Genomic DNA, 15,299 nt, shown 5'->3' on the forward strand with positions numbered 1-15,299 from the left:
CACGCGACTGTGGCAACCACGGTCAGCCACCCGCGCGAATGCCTGCCACGCAGGCTTGCCTGCAACTGTCGTCGATTGTTCCCTGCGCTGCCGGAAACGGGCACCGATCAGCACGGCATCCACCGTCTACTGCCCCGGACTGACGGCCGTCCTGGAACGAGCGCCATCCGAGCCCGTTCGCGGTCCCCCGCCGCTGCGCCGCCACCCACCGCCCTCAAGGCACGCCGCTTGATACGGAGTCCCGGACAACTCTGATCCAGGGGCGCACATGTTCGACCTTGACGTCGATGTCTGGGAACTCGTGTTTCGCACGGTGGCGATCTACATCGGCCTGCTCGCGCTGATCCGCCTGTCGGGCAAGCACACGATCGGCCAGTTCACGCCCTTCGATCTGCTGGTCGTCATGCTGCTCAGCGAGGGCGCCAGCAACGCGCTCAATGGCGGCGACGATTCACTGATCGGCGGGCTGCTGATCTGTGCGCTGCTGTGTGTGCTCAACCTCGTCGTTGCGACGCTGTCCGCGCGCAGCACGCGGGTCGAAGCGCTTCTCATGGGCGAAGCGATCCTGATCGGTCGCAACGGCAAGATCTACTACTCGGTGCTCGAACGCCATCACGTTTCGCGCAATGACATGCATCAGGCACTGCGCGAGGCCGACTGCGACGTGGACGAGATGCGCTTCGCCTTCCTCGAGGCTGACGGCAGCATCAGCGTGCAGAAGCGCCGCCCGCAGGAGGCGCTCAAAACGGAACCGCCGCTGTGAACGTCCTGCTGATCGGCAGCAGCGGGTTCATCGGCGCCGCCGTGATGGCGCGGCTGATCGCGCGCGGGCACCGGCTCCGCTGCACCTCACGTGAAGGCGGCCACGCCGGCGCCGAGGGTGTCGAGTTCGTGCAGCTCGATCTGAAGGAGGCGCTGACGCACGAGGCGTGGCAACGGCATCTCGACGGCATCGACGTCGTGATCAACTGCGCCGGCCTCTTCGAGGAGCGCGACGGACAGACGTTTTCCATCGTGCACGAACGCGCGCCCAAGGCCCTGTTCGAGGCCAGCGCACGGGCACGCGTGCGACGCGTGGTCCAGCTTTCAGCGCTGGGGGCGGACGATCAGGCAGTCAGCGCCTTCCATCTGAGCAAACGCGCAGCCGACGCGCATCTCGCCGCGCTGCCCGTCGCCTCGCACATCCTTTATCCATCGCTCGTCTACGGGCAGGCGGGCGACAGCGCGGCGTTGTTCCGTCGACTGGCGGCGCTGCCTTTCCTCATGCTGCCGGGCGGCGGACGCCAGCAGGTCCAGCCCGTCCATCTGGACGACGTCGCCGACGCGGTGGTGCTCGCCGCGGAAGCGGACACCGGCGGTTGCCGGCGGGTGGCCCTGGTCGGGCCACATGCAGTCACCTTCGCCGGGCTGCTTGCCCAACTGCGTCACGACCTGGGCTTTCGCCGCCCCGCCATGGTGGCTGCCCTGCCGATGTGGCTGGAGCGGCCAGTCGTCGCACTGGGCGCGCGCTTGACCGGCTTTCCGGTCGGCGCCGATGCGCTTCCGATGCTCGAACGCGGAAACGTGGCCGACCCGGCACCCCTCATCGCGCTGCTCGGGCGTCCTCCCCGCCCTGTCGAACACTTCGTCAGACCAGCCGAGCGAACGGCCGATCGCACGCTTGCGCTGCTCCACTGGCTGCTGCTCCTGCTGCGACTGTCGATTGCAGCACTCTGGATATGGACGGGCGTCGTATCACTGGGTCTGTATCCGATCACGGCCAGTCTCGCGCTGCTCGCGCGCGTCGGGGCAGAAGGCCTGTTCGCATACGTGCTGCTGTATGGTGCAGCGGCGTCCGACCTCGCACTCGGCGTGCTTACGCTGGCGCTCCCGCTGGCGATGCGCCGTTCGCTTTGGGCGACGCAGATTGCGCTGATCGTTTTCTACAGCGTCGTCATCACCGTCGCGCTGCCGGAGTTCTGGCTGCACCCTTTCGGTCCGCTGTCGAAGAATGTCCCGCTGCTCGCAAGTCTGCTGCTGCTCCTTTTCATCGACACGCCAGCGCCGCGCCGGCCCGCGTCATGGACTACTCCACACTGAAATTCCTGCATGTGCTGTCGGCCATCTTCCTGTTCGGAACCGGCGTCGGCTCGGCCTTCTATCTGTTCTTCACGACGCTGAACCGTGACGTGGCGCCGGTCGTTGTCGTCAGCCGGCTGGTCGTGGTGGCCGATTTCGTGTTCACTGCGACCACGGCCATCGTGCAGCCGGTCACCGGCCTACTGCTGGCGCGCCGCGCCGGCATTCCGCTCGACACCGGCTGGCTCGCCGGGTCCATCGCGCTGTATGCGCTGGCGATCGCCTGCTGGCTGCCGGTGGTCCGGCTGCAGATCCGGATGCGCGACCTCTCCGCCACCGCGTCGTCCATGGCGTTGCCGTCCGGGTACTGGAAGTGCTTCCGCTGGTGGGTGGCGCTCGGCGTACCCGCGCTGCTCGCCTTCATCGCCATCACCTATCTGATGGTGGCCAAGCCCTTTTGAACGCCCGGTCCCGCGGGCGCAGCCAGGACATTCGCCATGACGAAGATGCAACGCGTTGCACTGGAAGGTCTGATCGGCGGCGCGCTCTCCAGCGTGCTGTCGGCTTTGCTGCTGTGTGCAGCGAGCCGCCGACAGACCGGCAGCCCCTACGCCGCCATCAACGCGATCAGCCACTGGCTGTGGAAGGACCGCGCCTTCCACAGGAACGCGCCCTCGCTGCGCTACACCGGCACCGGCTACCTGATCCATCACCTGGCGTCGACGTTCTGGGCCACCGGCCACGCCGCCGTCCGTCCCCCCCACGGCGCGGCCGATGCGCGGGCTGCGATGGCAGGCGGTTTGACCACCAGCGCGCTCGCCTGCTTCGTCGATTACAGGCTGACGCCGTACCGGCTGCAACCCGGCTTCGAGCAGCGGCTCTCGCGGCCCGCGCTGGCCGGTGTGTACCTGGCTTTCGGCGTCGGCATCGCCGTGGGCGCCTGGCTGCTGTCGTCGCCGCCCCGGCCGATCCGTGGAACGCGCCCGACCTCCGGCCGAGAACCGAAAGGATGAAGTCGCAAGCTCCGGCCCGACAGGGGCGGCACGACGTACACCAGGAAACGATGGCCGACCCAGTGCTGACGGCGCCGACGGACATGAGCAGCCAAGTCACGAGCACGGCGATCTGCGGCGCCGGCTTCGTCCATACGACGACGCGCCATTGATGGAACAGAGCGACATGCTGCCCATGAACTCGTGGGCGCAGTGGTCGAAGTCTGGGCCGCCGGCGTGTCTCTCTTGATTGCCCGCGGTCCTTGCGACTACGGCGTGATCGATCCCTCGTTCGTCATCACGGCCGCGCTTGCGTGTTCCGGCAGCCCACACGGCCTGCGAAACCTTCCGCGCCGCGAACGGCAGCTGCATCAAGCGGGTGATGCGTCCCCGACCGGGCGGGTGTCGATTGCGGCGCCCGCCCGGCACCGTGCGGCGTCAGCGCCGACTGTCATTCTTGTACCGCGGATCGGCCGGTGCGGCCGGCGCCACCGGCTGCGGTCGGTTGGTCACGCCACCATCCTGCTGTCCGCTGGCGTCTCTGCACCGCTGCGACGTATCGCCGGGCGCGCACTCGCCGCTGCCCGTATTCATGTCATCGGGCGACTGGTAAGCGGGATCGCCGGGCGCGGCCGGCGAGACCGGCGTCGGACGCCGGTTGATTTCGTTGCCGGTCGTGCCCTGATCGGACTGCACACCCGAACGGGAACTGCCCGGCTGCTGCTCGACCGGTGCACCGCGGACTTCGGCGGCGAAGGCCACCGGGCTTCCCGCCGCAATGGCGAGCGCAACAACTAGCGTTCTGCTGTTCATGTCTACCTCCTGGTCTGTTGGAAAAATCGTGCGGTACCCGTCAAACGGGAACAGCCCCTTCCACGCAAGCGCTGTGCCTTGGAAACACCGCTTGCCGACGTGGGCGCAGCGCGCCTCGCGTGCAGGAATTTCATCCGGACGGTAAGCGCTACACGCGTCACGGCCGGCTGCCCTGACGGTCTCACCGCTTGGCCCGCGCGCGGCCCCGCCTGGCGACGGGCACACGATTTGCCACTGTCTGCGAATGACGAGGGCACGGAATCGCCGGCCGTCGGTCACCGTCCCGGAGAGCCCGCCCATGAGAACACCCGACGCCGCACTGGCCGGCAGCTGCACCCTTGGCGACATCGAAGTCCGCCGCCTCGGCTTCGGCGCAATGCGCATCGTTGGCGACGGCGTATGGGGTCCGCCGCGCGACCGCGAAGAAGCGTTGCGCACACTGCGCCGCCTGCCCGAGCTGGGCGTGAACTTCATCGACACAGCTGACAGCTACGGTCCCGAGTTCAGCGAAACGCTGATCTGCGAAGCGCTGCATCCGTACGACGGCCTGCTGGTCGCGACCAAGGGCGGTCTGGTGCGGCACGGGCCCGACAGGTGGGCACCGCTGGGACGGCCGGAGTACCTGCGCCACGCGGTGCTGATGAGTCTGCGGCGGCTGCGCGTCGACCGGATCGACCTGTGGCAGCTGCACCGCATCGATCCGAAGGTGCCGCGCGACGAACAGTTCGACGCGATCGCGCAGATGCAGCGGGAGGGGCTGATCCGCCATGTCGGACTGAGCGAAGTCGGCGTCGAGGACATCGGCGCCGCCCGGCAGCACTTCGAGGTGGTGAGCGTACAGAACCTCTACAACCTGGTGTCGCGGCAACACGAGGAGGTGGTCGATTTCTGCGCCGCACAGGGCATTGCCTTCATTCCCTGGTTCCCGCTCGCGGCCGGCGAACTGGCGGCACCGGGGGCCTTCCTCGACGAACTGGCACGCCGACTCGGCGCGACGCCGGCCCAGGTTGCGCTCGCCTGGGTGCTGAAGAGCAGTCCCTGCATGCTGCCGATACCGGGCACCGGACGACAGAAGCACCTGGAGGAAAACGTCGCCGCTGCCGCCCTGCGCCTGACCGACGCCGACTTCTCGGAACTGGGCCGGCTCGGCCGGTATGTCTGGGAAACATCGGCCGCGGCCGCCTGAACCTCACCGGCCGCGGCCATCGCACAGGGGGAGGTCACCTCAGCGGACGGATGCCATCCGGTATGCAGGATCCGTTGTGCGATCCGGGTAAGGCATTGGGGCGCGCCTGCGAGGGCACGCTCGACCATCACTGCAACGAAGGGCGGCGGCGGCACGTGTCCTGGCGTGGGTGACGCCCGATCGCGCGGTCAGCGGTCGCGGCCCACCGCCGCCCGCAGCGCCTGCGCCTCTTCCAGATGGCGCTGCAGCATCGGCAGCTGACGCGTGGCAAATTCCTTCACGTCCGGATCGCGCGCCCGATTGACCGCCGTGCGGAATGTCGCAAGCGTCTTCTCGTGCGCGCGCACGCCCAGGCGAGACGCGTAGGTCTTGTCGAATACGTGTCCACTCAGCGCCTTCAGCGCCGTCAGCTCCGTGCGCTGCGCGACCGAAGGCGTCTCCGGCAGTTCGACGCCCTTCAGTTTCGCCAGTGCCGCCAGATCGTCAGCGGCCTTGCCGTGTTCCTCGATCATGCGGCGGGCGAAGCGTTTCACGTCGGCGTGGCTGGATACACGCTCCGCCAGTTCGGCCGCCTCGATCTCGGCGCGGCCGCTGCGCGCGGCGTCGATCAGGAAGCCGCTGTCGATCCGCGACAGCGGCTTGCCGGAGCCGGCGTTGCCGGGTCGCGCAGCGGCGGGCGCATCGGTAATGGTTCCAACGGGGTCGCGCACATCCTTCGCGACCAGCACGGTCGCGAGCGCCAGCAACAGGCAGGCGATGATGGTTTTCGCTCCCATGGGCGTCTCCCGGTCAGCACAGTCGTGGAAAAGGAGAGGGGCTCGCCGCAGATGAACCCGCTCCGTCCCGTCCGGACACCGGCACATCGCTGTTTCTGCAGAAGCGCGCGGCCCCCCGCGCCGCCAGCCGACGGCACCTGCCGCATCCTGCAAGCAGCATTCCCGGCCCCGGCCGGCGAGCGGGCGTCAAGGCGCCCTGTCCGCCTCCTCCTCTCCGTTGCGGCGCTCCCACGCTTGAAGGCTGTTGAGCACATACCAGGTCGCCGCCGTCGCGAGAATGGCGATGGCGAAGCGCCCGAGCCCCGCCGCGACACCGATCGCGCAGGTCATCCAGATGCCTGCCGCGGTGGTCAGACCACGCACGTCGGGAACCTCGCGCAGCTTGAGGATGGCGCCGGCGCCCAGAAAGCCGACGCCGGTCAGCAGGCCCTGGATGACACGCGAAAGCGCGTCATCCTCCATGCCGGACTCGAACGCCGCAGCCACCGCCACCGCCGCACCGCCGGCGACGATGATGTGGGTGCGCAGACCGGCCGCCTTGCCGACCTGCTCGCGCTGATAGCCTATACACGCCCCGCAGCACAGGGCGACCAGTACGCGCAGCAGCGCGCGCACCGCCTGCTGCGGGTCCCCTAGTCCGTCGACCAGTTGCGCGAGGGCGAAATCGGCCGGACCGTCCATGTCAGCGGGTCCGTTCGGCCGACGCGCGCAGCGTCGTCGCTTTGTCCGCCTGCCGCGCCTGGCGCGCCAGTGCGCGCAGCGCAAGAGCCACCGCGCCGGCGAACAGCTCGTCGAACTCGGGGAAGGCACCGCTCACGCCGACCACGATGCCGTCCAGGCAGACGCCACCGCTGAGCGCCGTGTCGCCGTCGCGCAGCAGGTGCGGCAGCAGCGCCTGCACCGTTCGCCCGTCCCGTCCGGTGAGCCAGCTCAACCTTGCCTTGGCCCGCGCGAAGGCGGCGTAATCGGCGTCCCACTGAGTGCGGTCGCCGAAGCCCTGCTCGTACAGCACGGCCTCCTCGAAGCTCGCAGCGCCAGCTTCGCACGCCGGGTCCATGACCACCACGTAGAGAAATCCGCTGCCGACGACGTCCTGCCGGCCGAGCGCACCTTCCATCATCGGTGCGACCAGCGCCACCGCTTCGCGTGCCGCGGCGCGCCCCACGTAGACGCCACCACCGCGGGCCGCTTCATCGTGCGGATGCGTCATCGATATCTCCTTTCACGAAAGTGCCGCCGGCGCCTTCGGCATGTGCGGCAAGGTCACCGAGCCAGGCCCGGTCGGACGCGGTCGCTGTATAGGCAAGCAGGCTGGCCACCGCGCCGACCAGCTGTTCGGTCGAGGCGGGCTTCCTCAGCTGCATCTGGAAGCCGGCCAGCAGCGCGCGCATCCGGTAGTCGGCGGTGTCGTAGCCGCTGAGCGCGATCGCCGGCAGCCGCTGTTCGAGCGTGAAGCCCTGTTCCGCCTCGAAGCGCCGCAGCTGCCTCAGTACCTCGTGCCCGTCCTCCTCGCCCAGCGCGATGTCGCAGATCAGCAGATCGGGCCAGCGGTCGCGCGGGAGCCGCGACAGCTCCTCCAGCGCGGCCGCACCCGACGCATGCCCGAGCGTCAGCACGCCCTGCGCCCGCAGCGCCGATTCGATCTGCTGCCGGCCGTCGCTGCTGTCATCGATCACCAGTACGCGCGCGCCGCTGATCGCCGGCAGAGGCGCCGGCAGCCTGGGCGCCGACGGCGCATCAAGGATGCGCGGGACGTCGGCCGCACCGCGCAAGGGCAACTCGATGTACTCGTCGATCAGCCCCGGGCCGGCCTCCGCGGTGTCGTAACGGCCGCCGTGCTGTTCGAGAACGGCGGCCAGACGATGTGCATCGAGCAGGCCGGCAGGCGCGCCGGTGTTCGGAAGCGGCAGGCCTGCGTGGATGAAGCTCACGCGTGCGCGCTCGCCGATCTGCTCGATGCGCGACTCGATCCGGCCGCCGCGCGGGCTGCTCGCCACCGCGTGCGCGGCAAGCGACCACATCGCCTGCTGCAACCGGCCGGGATTGCCGGTAACCCGCAGCGCGTCCGCGGTGATGGTGCTGAAGGAACCGGCCTGGCTGGCATCGATCTCCGCGCGCAGGCCGTCCACCACGCCCGCCAGCAGCGCGGTGAGATTGATCGACTGCAGGGCAAGATCACGCTCCGTGCTCTCGACCTGCTGCTGCTGCCGCTGCAGCGACCACAGCTGTGCGTAAAGTCCCTGCAGCGACAGCAGATGATCATGGGTGCCGCGCTCGACGATGCGTCCATGTTCGAGCACCAGGATCTCGTCGGCGTCGACGACGGTGGATAGCCGGTGCGCGATGATGAGCGTCGTGCGCGTACGCGCCAGCCGGTCCAGCTCTTCCTGGATCGAGCGCTCGGCGCGGGTATCGAGTGCCGAGGTCGCTTCGTCGAACACCATGATGGGCGGATTCTTCAGCATTGCGCGAGCGATCGCGATGCGCTGCCGCTCGCCGCCAGACAGCTTGACGCCGCGCTCGCCGACCAGGGTGTCGTAGCCCTCGGGCAGGCCGGCGATGAAGTCGTGCACGTGTGCCGCTCGAGCCGCCTCCACGATCTCGTCGAAGGTGGCGCCCGGGCGACCGTAGCCGATGTTGTAGGCGATGCTGTCGTTGAACAGCAGCGTGTCCTGCGGCACGATGCCGAGCGCCGCTCGCAGCGACGCCAGCGGCATCGCACGGATGTCGATGTCGTCGATGGTGATGCGCCCGGCATCGACGTCGTAGAAGCGGAACAGCAGCCGTGCCAGCGTGGACTTGCCGGAACCGCTGCCGCCGACGACGGCGACGGTGCCGCCGGCCGGTATCGTGAAGGACACATCCCACAGCACCTGCCGGCTCGCTTCGTAGCCGAAACTCACGTGCTCGAACTTCACCGCGCCACCGCTCAATTTCACGTCGGGTGCCACCGGCGAATCCTCGATCTCCGGCTTCTGATCGAGCAGTCGCAGCATGCGCTCGGCGTTGACCACGGCGTCGCGCGCCTGGCGGAACACGAAACCGAGCGAGTTGAGCGGCAGGCAGATCTGGATGATGTAGGCGTTCACCAGGATGAGGTCGCCGACCGACATCGTTCCCGCGAACACATGGCGCGCCGCGATCAGCATGACACTCGCGACACCGACCGCGATCAGCGCGCTCTGGCCGATGTGCAGCAGCGACAGCGCCTTCTGGTTCTGCACGCCGACCTCGACCCACTGGTCGAGGATGCCGCCGAAACGACGCACCTCGAAGCCTTCGTTGGCGTAGTGCTTGACCGTTTCCTGATTGACGAGGCTGTCGACCAGCGTGCCGTTGGCGCTCGAATCGAGTTCGTTCAGGGCACGCTGGAAGATGGCGCGCCGTTCAGTGAACACGACGGTGAACGACGCGTAGGCGATGAAGGTCGACAGGATGATGAGGGTGAAGACCTGGCTGTAGTGGGCGCTCATGATCGCCATCACGGCGACGATCTCGACCAGGGTGGGCACGATGGTGAACAGGCCGATACCGAGCAGAAAGCCGACGCCGGCCGAGCCGCGCTCGACGTCGCGCGCCAGCCCGCCCATACGGCTGCGCGCGTGGAAGCGGGTGCCCAGACGGTGCAGGTGCGCGAACACGCGCAGCAGGAAGCCTGATGCGGTGAGCTGCGTGACACGCGCGAACAGCACGTCGCGCAGCTCGCTGAAGAAGGAACCGAGAAAGCGCAGGATGGCGTAGCCGACCACCAGCGCGACCGACAGCGCGGCGGGTGCCGGGACCTGGCTGAGCTGGTCAACGATGCCCTTCAGCGACAGCGGTACCAGCACGGCTGCCGCCTTGGCCAGCAGTACCAGTAAGAATGCGCCCAGCGTGCGCCGTCGGTGCCGCCATACGGCCGCACCGAGCAGGCGGAGCACGAACAACGTCGGCGACGGTCCGTGACCGTCGCCGACGGCTGCGCCCGATCGGGCCGGTACCGCGAAGGCGGCACCGGCCCGGGGCCGCTCACTCGTCAAGGGGATCCCAGTAGTTGCGCTGGCGATAGTAGGTATGCACCTCGCTCGCCCACACCGGATCGGCCATCGACGGCCAGTGGTCCTTGTCGAAGCCCGGCGCGTTCTTCAAGCGCTCCGCGTCGACGTCGAGGATGAAGCACTTGCGCTCGACGTCGAGCTTCAGCGCGCCCCACGGGATGGCGAACAGGCGATCGCCGATGCCGAGGAAGCCGCCGGACGACAGCACCGCGTAGGCCACCCGGCCGCGCGGGACGTCGATCATGATCTCCTTGATCTTGCCGAGGTCTTCGCCGGCAAGATTGACGACGTCATCGTCCTCGAGCGTGCTCGACGCCATGACTTCAGGGCCGGGACCGTCGGGGATGTCGCTCGGCGTACCGACGATCTTGGCGCCCGACTCGGTAAGGGATTGGGATGTAAGCATGGTTGTAACCTCCGTCTGTGGTTGATCGATCAAGATGGAACAGCGCGGCCGTACTCAGCCCTTCGCTTTCCGGGGGGTACTGGCCGCGGCGTCGCCTGACAGCACTTCGCTGGCCGACTCGCTCATCGTGCGTCCGACGTCGTCGCCGCCCAGCGCCTGGATGCCGCGCAGATGGGAGGCGACGCGGATGCGGTTCTCGACATCCTTGACGCCCCAGCAACCATCGGCAGCGTCCTCGATGGCGTGTTTCATGCCGCGGTCCGGCACCGTGCCTTCGAGCGTCACGCACCCGTCGCTGACCGACACGCTGACATCGCTGACGTCGAGCCGGTGCTGCTGCGCGAGGCGCTCGCAGATGAACTCGCGGATGCGCTCGTCGGAGCGCGCGTAGCCCTTCGGGCCCTTGCGCTCGCGATGAATGTCGGCGTGCGGTGCTCCGTGGCTCGCACGGCCTTGTCCGGTCTCGTCGGACGGCGCCCGCCACGGCCAGGCGCGACCTTCGTCGTGCCCCTGCTCGCGGCTGCCGCCTTGGCGTCCGCCGCCCTGCGGGTAGAAGCGCTCCGACTCGTCGTTGCTGCTTTCGAAGCGTTCGCCGGAGTGCGCGCGGTTCCAGCCGTAGCCGTAGTCGTCACGCCCGGAGTCGCGACCGGGGAAGTTCCCGGACGGACCGTTGTAGCCGCCGTAGCCGGCATAGCGCTGCTGCATCGGGTGCTCGGCTTCGCCTTCGTGACGGGCACCGCTGCGGGCGCGGGCGAACATTTCGCCGCGCTCGTCCGGATTGCCGCCCGGGCCGCTGCGCTCGAAATCCTCCCGGCCACGGCGCCAGCTGTCCGCATGCGGCAGACCGGGGTCGGACCACCCGCGGTGCGTGTCCTGCCCCGTGCTGCGGCCGCCTTCGACGTCGTCGTCCCAGTTGCCGCGCGAACGCCGGTAGTCGGCACCGGTGATGCCGCGCTCCGCCCCCTGCGAGCGGTAGCGGTCCTGCGTGCTGTCCTCCTCGGGTCCGAATGGAATGGTCCGCGAATGCTGCGATCTCATGGCTTCATCTCCTCTGTCTTTCCGGTCGGTACGACCGGGAGGGAGAGGACGACCCCGCACGATGCAGCGCCTGCCAACCTCTCCCGTCTTCCGGCAGAGTGGCAAACCGCGTGCCCTGCCCACGCGAGGCAGGCCGGCGGCGGCGGCGGGCAACATTTACATCGGCATGTAGCCCGGTTTGTCCGCCGGCCGCCTCGACGCAGCCGCGAGTTCGGCGCCGAACAGGAAGACCGCCGCGGAGAAGAACAGCCACATCATCAGTACCGCCAGCGAGCCGGCTGCACCGAAGGCATTCGCGGTGCCGGCGTAGGCGAGGTAGCGCGCGAAAAGATGCTTTCCGATCGCGAACAGCACGGCCGCGGCGACGCCGCCCGTGATCGCCTCGCGCCACGCGACGAAGACGTCCGGCAATACCTTGAGCAACACGCTGAAGGCGACGCACAGGAACACGAAGGACACGCACTGCTGCACCTGCTGCAGCAGCGGCAGCGCACTGCGTCCACCCAACAGCCAGGCCTGCGCGTGCGTGAGCAGCGCGTCGGCGATCAGCAGCACCACCATCAGGAAGCCGGTGCCGATGACGATGCCGAACGACAGAAGCCGGACGCGCAGCAGTCCGATCACGACCCGTCGGGACGGGTCGACGTTCCAGATGCGATTCAACGCGCTGTTCAACTCGGCGAAGGTCGCCGTCGCGCCGACGAAGACCGCCAGCAGCGACAGGGCACCGCTCCACCCCTGGTCGCCGCTCAGCCAGGCGTTGGCCAGCATGGCCTGCACCGCCTCGGCCCCGGCCGCACCCACCACCGATTCGATGCTCGAGAACAGGCGGCCCTGAACCGCCTCAACACCGAAGAAGAAACTGGCGACCGACACTGCGACGACAAGGATGGGCGCCAGCGAGAAGGCGGCGAAGAACGCGATCGAGGCGGACATCGACGGCGCGTCGTGGGCGATCCAGCCGCGCAACGCCGCCCAGAGCCGATCTGCCCCAGTGCGCAGCGGCGTCGGGGCCGATCGCATCATCCGGGCGTCCCGGTCCGTTCTTTTGCCGCCGCCTGCGCGTCAAGCACCGAGGCGATCGCATCGATCAATTCCCTCTCGTCGACGGGCTTGCTGACCAGCGCTTCGAAACCCGAATTCTTCAGCAGCGAGTCGTCCAGATAGCTCAGCGCGCTGACGGCTATGGCCGGCACCCGCCGTGCGGGCCACTGCTGCCGCACGCGCCGCAGCACCTCGAACCCGCTCTCTCGCGGCATGGCGATGTCGAGCAGCAGCACCGTCGCCGTGGCGCCCGCGTCATCGTCGAAGGCGGCCAGCAGGTCGTCGGGAGAATCGACGGCATGCGCGCGCGCGCCGGCTTTTGACAGAATGAGCAGCATGAAGTCGCAGGCGTCGGCATCGTCGTCGAGCAGAAGCACCTTGACCCCCTCCAGCCGTCGCCCCGGCGGCAGCAGCGTCGGCGGCTGACACGGATGCTCGTGCGCCTGCAAGCGTCGCAACTGGACGACGAAGGCCGCCCCCTGTCCTTCGCCGTCGCTGCGCACGCGCACGGATCCGCCCTGCAGCTCTACCAGATTGCGGACCAGCGCCAGGCCGATACCCATACCGTGGTATCGGCGCGTCATCGAGGTATCCGCCTGACTGAAGCGGTCGAAGACATGGGGCAGGAAATCCGCCTTGATGCCGATGCCGGTGTCCGAAACCGTCATTTCGACGGTGTCACGGGTCAGCGCAAGCAACACCTGCACCGAGCCGCCCTCCGGAGTGAACTTCAGCGCGTTCGAAAGCAGGTTGCTCAGCACCTGTTGCATCCGGTCGTAGTCTGCACGCACCGGAACCACCGCGTGCTCCGATTCGAAGCGCAGGCCGACGCCCTTTTCGTGCGCCTGCACGCGAAAGGTCTCCAGCGTAGAGGCCGCAACATCGACCAGATTGATGCGCTCGCAATTGAGGTCGAGCTTGCCGCTGATGATGCGCGACGTGCTCAGCAGATCGTCGATCAGCCGCACCTGATGGTCGACATTGCGCTTGATGGCGTCGCTGGCCCGGCCGAGCAGCGCAGGATCCGGGGTCGATACGCCGGCAAGTACCTGCGCCCACCCCTTCAGCGCATTCAGCGGCGAGCGCAGTTCGTGCGACACGATGGCGAGAAACTCGTCCTTCGCCCGGCTCGCCCGCTCCGCCTCGCCCCGCAGACGGTGCTCGGCGTCGAGCAGCTGTTCGAGTTCCTGGTGTGCCCGCTTGCGCTCGGTGATGTCCTTCGACACGCCGACCAGTCCGACCACTTCGCCCCTCGCGTCGCGCAGCGGCGACTTGGTCACCAGCAGGGTGCGTTCGCCGGCCGAGGTGTGGCGTCGCTCCTCGACCACCACCGGGCGCCCGGTCTCCATCACCTCCTGGTCGTGCTGCGCGATGCGACGCATGTCGGCCGAATCGGGAAAGAGGTCTTCCTCCCGGCGGCCGATCACCTGGGCACGACTGAGCCCCATCAGCTTCAGTGCCGCGGGGTTGATCATCATGATCGCGCCGTCGCGGCTCTTCGCGATGATCTGCTCGGGCGTGGTTTCGGCAATCGTGCGCAGCAGTTCGGTGCTCTCGCGCAACACCGAGGTCGTGCGGTCGAGGGCGCGGGTACGCTCCGCCACCCGTCGGTCGAGCGCGGCAAAGACTTCGCGCTCGGCCTGCTCGCGCGCACGCCGCGCGCTGACGTCGCGCAGCACCAGCACGCCGCCGACCAGACGCTGTTCGGCGTCCAGTATCGGCGTAGCGGTGATCTCGATCGGCTGCAGGCGGCCGGCGGCGTTGCGCAGGGCCGGCTCGCCCTCCAGCGTGACCGGCGCGCACGCCTCGAACGCCTGCTGCAATGGATAGTCGAGCAGCACGCCGGTGCGCCCCTCGACGAGCGGAACCAGATCCTCCATGCGTTTGCCCACCACGTCGCCGGCGTCGACGCCCAGCAGCGCGGCCGCCGCCGGATTGAGCAGACCGATGCGGCGCTGATCGTCGACGGTGATCACCGCCTCGCCCAGGTGGGCGAGCGTGATCTCGAACCAGGTCTGCTGCGTGTCGGCGCGATGTTCCGCGCGCGACCGCGAATCGTGCATGTCATCCAGCTTGCGTCCGGTCCACACGATGAGCGTCAGGCTGGCGATGACGAGGGTCACCACCACGACGCCGACGCCTTCGAAGCGCTGGAGCAGTCCAGCCCCCCTGCCAGCACCTTCCAGCCAGACTGCCGCGAGCGGGAGCACCACGGCCAGCGGGGCCAGATTGCGGACGACCGACAGGCCGGGCGCATCGCCGTCTCGCTGCGCCAAAATGTCCGCCGAGCGCAGCGACAGCAGGCCTGTACTGGCCGCGAACAGCGCCAGCGCCACCGGGAACTTCATGTCCAGGTCGAGCGGCCGGCTCTCGCCGAACAGCGACACCGTCATGACACACAGGCTGACCAGCGTGATACCGGCGACCGCGGCACCGCACCAGCCCGACACCCGCTGCGCCAGCGGATGGCCGAATGCGGCCAGACCCATCGACAGAGCGATCAACACGTAACTGAGGCTGGTGACCGGCGATGACTGCGTCGAGAACAAGGCCCCGACCAGCACGCTTTCGGTCTGCGCATCGAGAAAGTCGAGGTCGACCGCCAGCCGGGTGAGCGACACGAAGGCGATCACCGCCGACGCCAGCGTGACCGTGTACCGCATCCGAGCGCGGTGACCGAAGCGCAACTCACGCAGCGCAATCGCCACCAGCCCGAGCAGGAACAGGCTGCTCGGCATCAGGGTGGGGAAGAACAGCGTCAGCGATGAAGGCGCCGGAAAATCGCGCGCCCAGCCGACGAAACCGATCAGGGCGATCAGCGCGACCAGCGCGCTGGCATCGCTGACCGCACCCAGCCGGCCGATCGAACCGATGCGTCGACCCGCGACCGGGAATACGCGCCCGGTCGGTTCGGCTTGCGCCATCGTCGCCCCCTGCGCGTCAGCCGGG

At 68.4% G+C, this 15,299-nt stretch carries 14 protein-coding genes; 5 read left to right on the plus strand and 9 right to left on the minus strand.

The genetic code is table 11. The features are described 5' to 3' along the window. The first annotated feature begins 268 nt into the window (after nt 1-268). The 4 genes from WDZ97_RS07855 to WDZ97_RS07870 are packed head-to-tail and all read left to right on the plus strand — an operon-like array spanning nt 269 to nt 3,071. Nucleotides 269-763 carry a DUF421 domain-containing protein gene (locus tag WDZ97_RS07855; protein WP_304002986.1) on the plus strand — a complete coding sequence of 165 codons (495 nt, stop codon included), beginning with the start codon at nt 269-271 and terminating at the stop codon, nt 761-763. Next, on the plus strand, nt 760-2,079 hold the full coding sequence (locus WDZ97_RS07860; RefSeq protein WP_425762377.1) for an SDR family oxidoreductase: 1,320 nt from the start codon (nt 760-762) through the stop codon (nt 2,077-2,079). The genes WDZ97_RS07855 and WDZ97_RS07860 overlap by 4 nt, the downstream gene beginning before the upstream one ends. After that, entirely contained in the window at nt 2,061-2,519 is a 459-nt protein-coding gene (locus WDZ97_RS07865; protein ID WP_425762378.1) for a DUF2269 family protein, read from the plus strand. The genes WDZ97_RS07860 and WDZ97_RS07865 overlap by 19 nt, the downstream gene beginning before the upstream one ends. 36 nt (nt 2,520-2,555) lie before the next feature. Then, nucleotides 2,556-3,071 carry a hypothetical protein gene (locus tag WDZ97_RS07870; RefSeq protein ID WP_425762379.1) on the plus strand — a complete coding sequence of 172 codons (516 nt, stop codon included), beginning with the start codon at nt 2,556-2,558 and terminating at the stop codon, nt 3,069-3,071. 417 nt (nt 3,072-3,488) lie between these two features. Here WDZ97_RS07870 and WDZ97_RS07875 read toward each other — a convergent pair whose 3' ends face one another. Then, nucleotides 3,489-3,863 (minus strand): hypothetical protein, encoded by a 375-nt coding sequence (locus tag WDZ97_RS07875; RefSeq protein ID WP_425762380.1) that lies wholly within the window; start codon nt 3,861-3,863, stop codon nt 3,489-3,491. A gap of 298 nt (nt 3,864-4,161) precedes the next feature. On the opposite strand from WDZ97_RS07875, the gene WDZ97_RS07880 reads away from it, so the two are divergent. Continuing rightward, entirely contained in the window at nt 4,162-5,049 is an 888-nt protein-coding gene (locus WDZ97_RS07880; RefSeq protein ID WP_304002997.1) for an aldo/keto reductase, read from the plus strand. A gap of 188 nt (nt 5,050-5,237) precedes the next feature. On the opposite strand, the gene WDZ97_RS07885 is transcribed toward WDZ97_RS07880, so the two are convergent. The 8 genes from WDZ97_RS07885 to WDZ97_RS07920 form a co-directional block, all read right to left on the minus strand. Continuing rightward, a complete protein-coding gene (locus WDZ97_RS07885; RefSeq protein ID WP_425762381.1) occupies nt 5,238-5,825 on the minus strand; it encodes a DUF4142 domain-containing protein in 588 nt (195 codons plus the stop codon). Nucleotides 5,826-6,011: 186 nt separating this feature from the next. Beyond that, nucleotides 6,012-6,506, minus strand: coding sequence for an MgtC/SapB family protein (locus WDZ97_RS07890; protein ID WP_425762382.1), 495 nt, complete (start codon nt 6,504-6,506; stop codon nt 6,012-6,014). A 1-nt stretch (nt 6,507) separates the two neighbouring features. Continuing rightward, nucleotides 6,508-7,035, minus strand: a complete 528-nt coding sequence (locus tag WDZ97_RS07895; protein ID WP_304003002.1) for a hypothetical protein — start codon at nt 7,033-7,035, stop codon at nt 6,508-6,510. Further along, nucleotides 7,016-9,745 carry an ATP-binding cassette domain-containing protein gene (locus tag WDZ97_RS07900; protein WP_425763007.1) on the minus strand — a complete coding sequence of 910 codons (2,730 nt, stop codon included), beginning with the start codon at nt 9,743-9,745 and terminating at the stop codon, nt 7,016-7,018. The genes WDZ97_RS07895 and WDZ97_RS07900 overlap by 20 nt, the downstream gene beginning before the upstream one ends. A gap of 88 nt (nt 9,746-9,833) precedes the next feature. Continuing rightward, the gene (locus WDZ97_RS07905) at nt 9,834-10,268 is read right to left on the minus strand and encodes a PRC-barrel domain-containing protein (RefSeq protein WP_304003005.1); all 435 of its coding nucleotides are present in this window, start codon (nt 10,266-10,268) and stop codon (nt 9,834-9,836) included. A 54-nt stretch (nt 10,269-10,322) separates the two neighbouring features. Next, complete coding sequence (locus WDZ97_RS07910) at nt 10,323-11,306, minus strand: BON domain-containing protein (protein WP_425762383.1); 984 nt, start codon at nt 11,304-11,306, stop codon at nt 10,323-10,325. 156 nt (nt 11,307-11,462) lie between these two features. After that, nucleotides 11,463-12,332 (minus strand): YihY/virulence factor BrkB family protein, encoded by an 870-nt coding sequence (locus WDZ97_RS07915; RefSeq protein ID WP_304003008.1) that lies wholly within the window; start codon nt 12,330-12,332, stop codon nt 11,463-11,465. Next, complete coding sequence (locus WDZ97_RS07920; RefSeq protein ID WP_425762384.1) at nt 12,329-15,274, minus strand: PAS domain-containing protein; 2,946 nt, start codon at nt 15,272-15,274, stop codon at nt 12,329-12,331. Before WDZ97_RS07920 ends, WDZ97_RS07915 begins: the two co-directional genes overlap by 4 nt. Between the last annotated feature and the right edge of the window lie 25 nt (nt 15,275-15,299).

The sequence above is a fragment of the Methyloversatilis sp. MC4-4 genome (assembly GCF_049843555.1).
In the GTDB taxonomy this organism is placed as follows: Bacteria; Pseudomonadota; Gammaproteobacteria; order Burkholderiales; family Rhodocyclaceae; genus Methyloversatilis; species Methyloversatilis discipulorum_B.

What these genes read in the sequence shown, in the direction of transcription:
- WDZ97_RS07910 (WP_425762383.1), bottom strand. Translation starts at nt 11,306, where the DNA reads ATGAGATCGCAGCATTCGCGGACCATTCCATTCGGACCCGAGGAGGAC.
- WDZ97_RS07890 (WP_425762382.1), bottom strand. Translation starts at nt 6,506, where the DNA reads ATGGACGGTCCGGCCGATTTCGCCCTCGCGCAACTGGTCGACGGACTA.
- WDZ97_RS07870 (WP_425762379.1), top strand. Translation starts at nt 2,556, where the DNA reads ATGACGAAGATGCAACGCGTTGCACTGGAAGGTCTGATCGGCGGCGCG.
- WDZ97_RS07895 (WP_304003002.1), bottom strand. Translation starts at nt 7,035, where the DNA reads ATGACGCATCCGCACGATGAAGCGGCCCGCGGTGGTGGCGTCTACGTG.
- WDZ97_RS07915 (WP_304003008.1), bottom strand. Translation starts at nt 12,332, where the DNA reads ATGATGCGATCGGCCCCGACGCCGCTGCGCACTGGGGCAGATCGGCTC.
- WDZ97_RS07865 (WP_425762378.1), top strand. Translation starts at nt 2,061, where the DNA reads ATGGACTACTCCACACTGAAATTCCTGCATGTGCTGTCGGCCATCTTC.
- WDZ97_RS07885 (WP_425762381.1), bottom strand. Translation starts at nt 5,825, where the DNA reads ATGGGAGCGAAAACCATCATCGCCTGCCTGTTGCTGGCGCTCGCGACC.
- WDZ97_RS07920 (WP_425762384.1), bottom strand. Translation starts at nt 15,274, where the DNA reads ATGGCGCAAGCCGAACCGACCGGGCGCGTATTCCCGGTCGCGGGTCGA.
- WDZ97_RS07905 (WP_304003005.1), bottom strand. Translation starts at nt 10,268, where the DNA reads ATGCTTACATCCCAATCCCTTACCGAGTCGGGCGCCAAGATCGTCGGT.
- WDZ97_RS07855 (WP_304002986.1), top strand. Translation starts at nt 269, where the DNA reads ATGTTCGACCTTGACGTCGATGTCTGGGAACTCGTGTTTCGCACGGTG.
- WDZ97_RS07880 (WP_304002997.1), top strand. Translation starts at nt 4,162, where the DNA reads ATGAGAACACCCGACGCCGCACTGGCCGGCAGCTGCACCCTTGGCGAC.
- WDZ97_RS07875 (WP_425762380.1), bottom strand. Translation starts at nt 3,863, where the DNA reads ATGAACAGCAGAACGCTAGTTGTTGCGCTCGCCATTGCGGCGGGAAGC.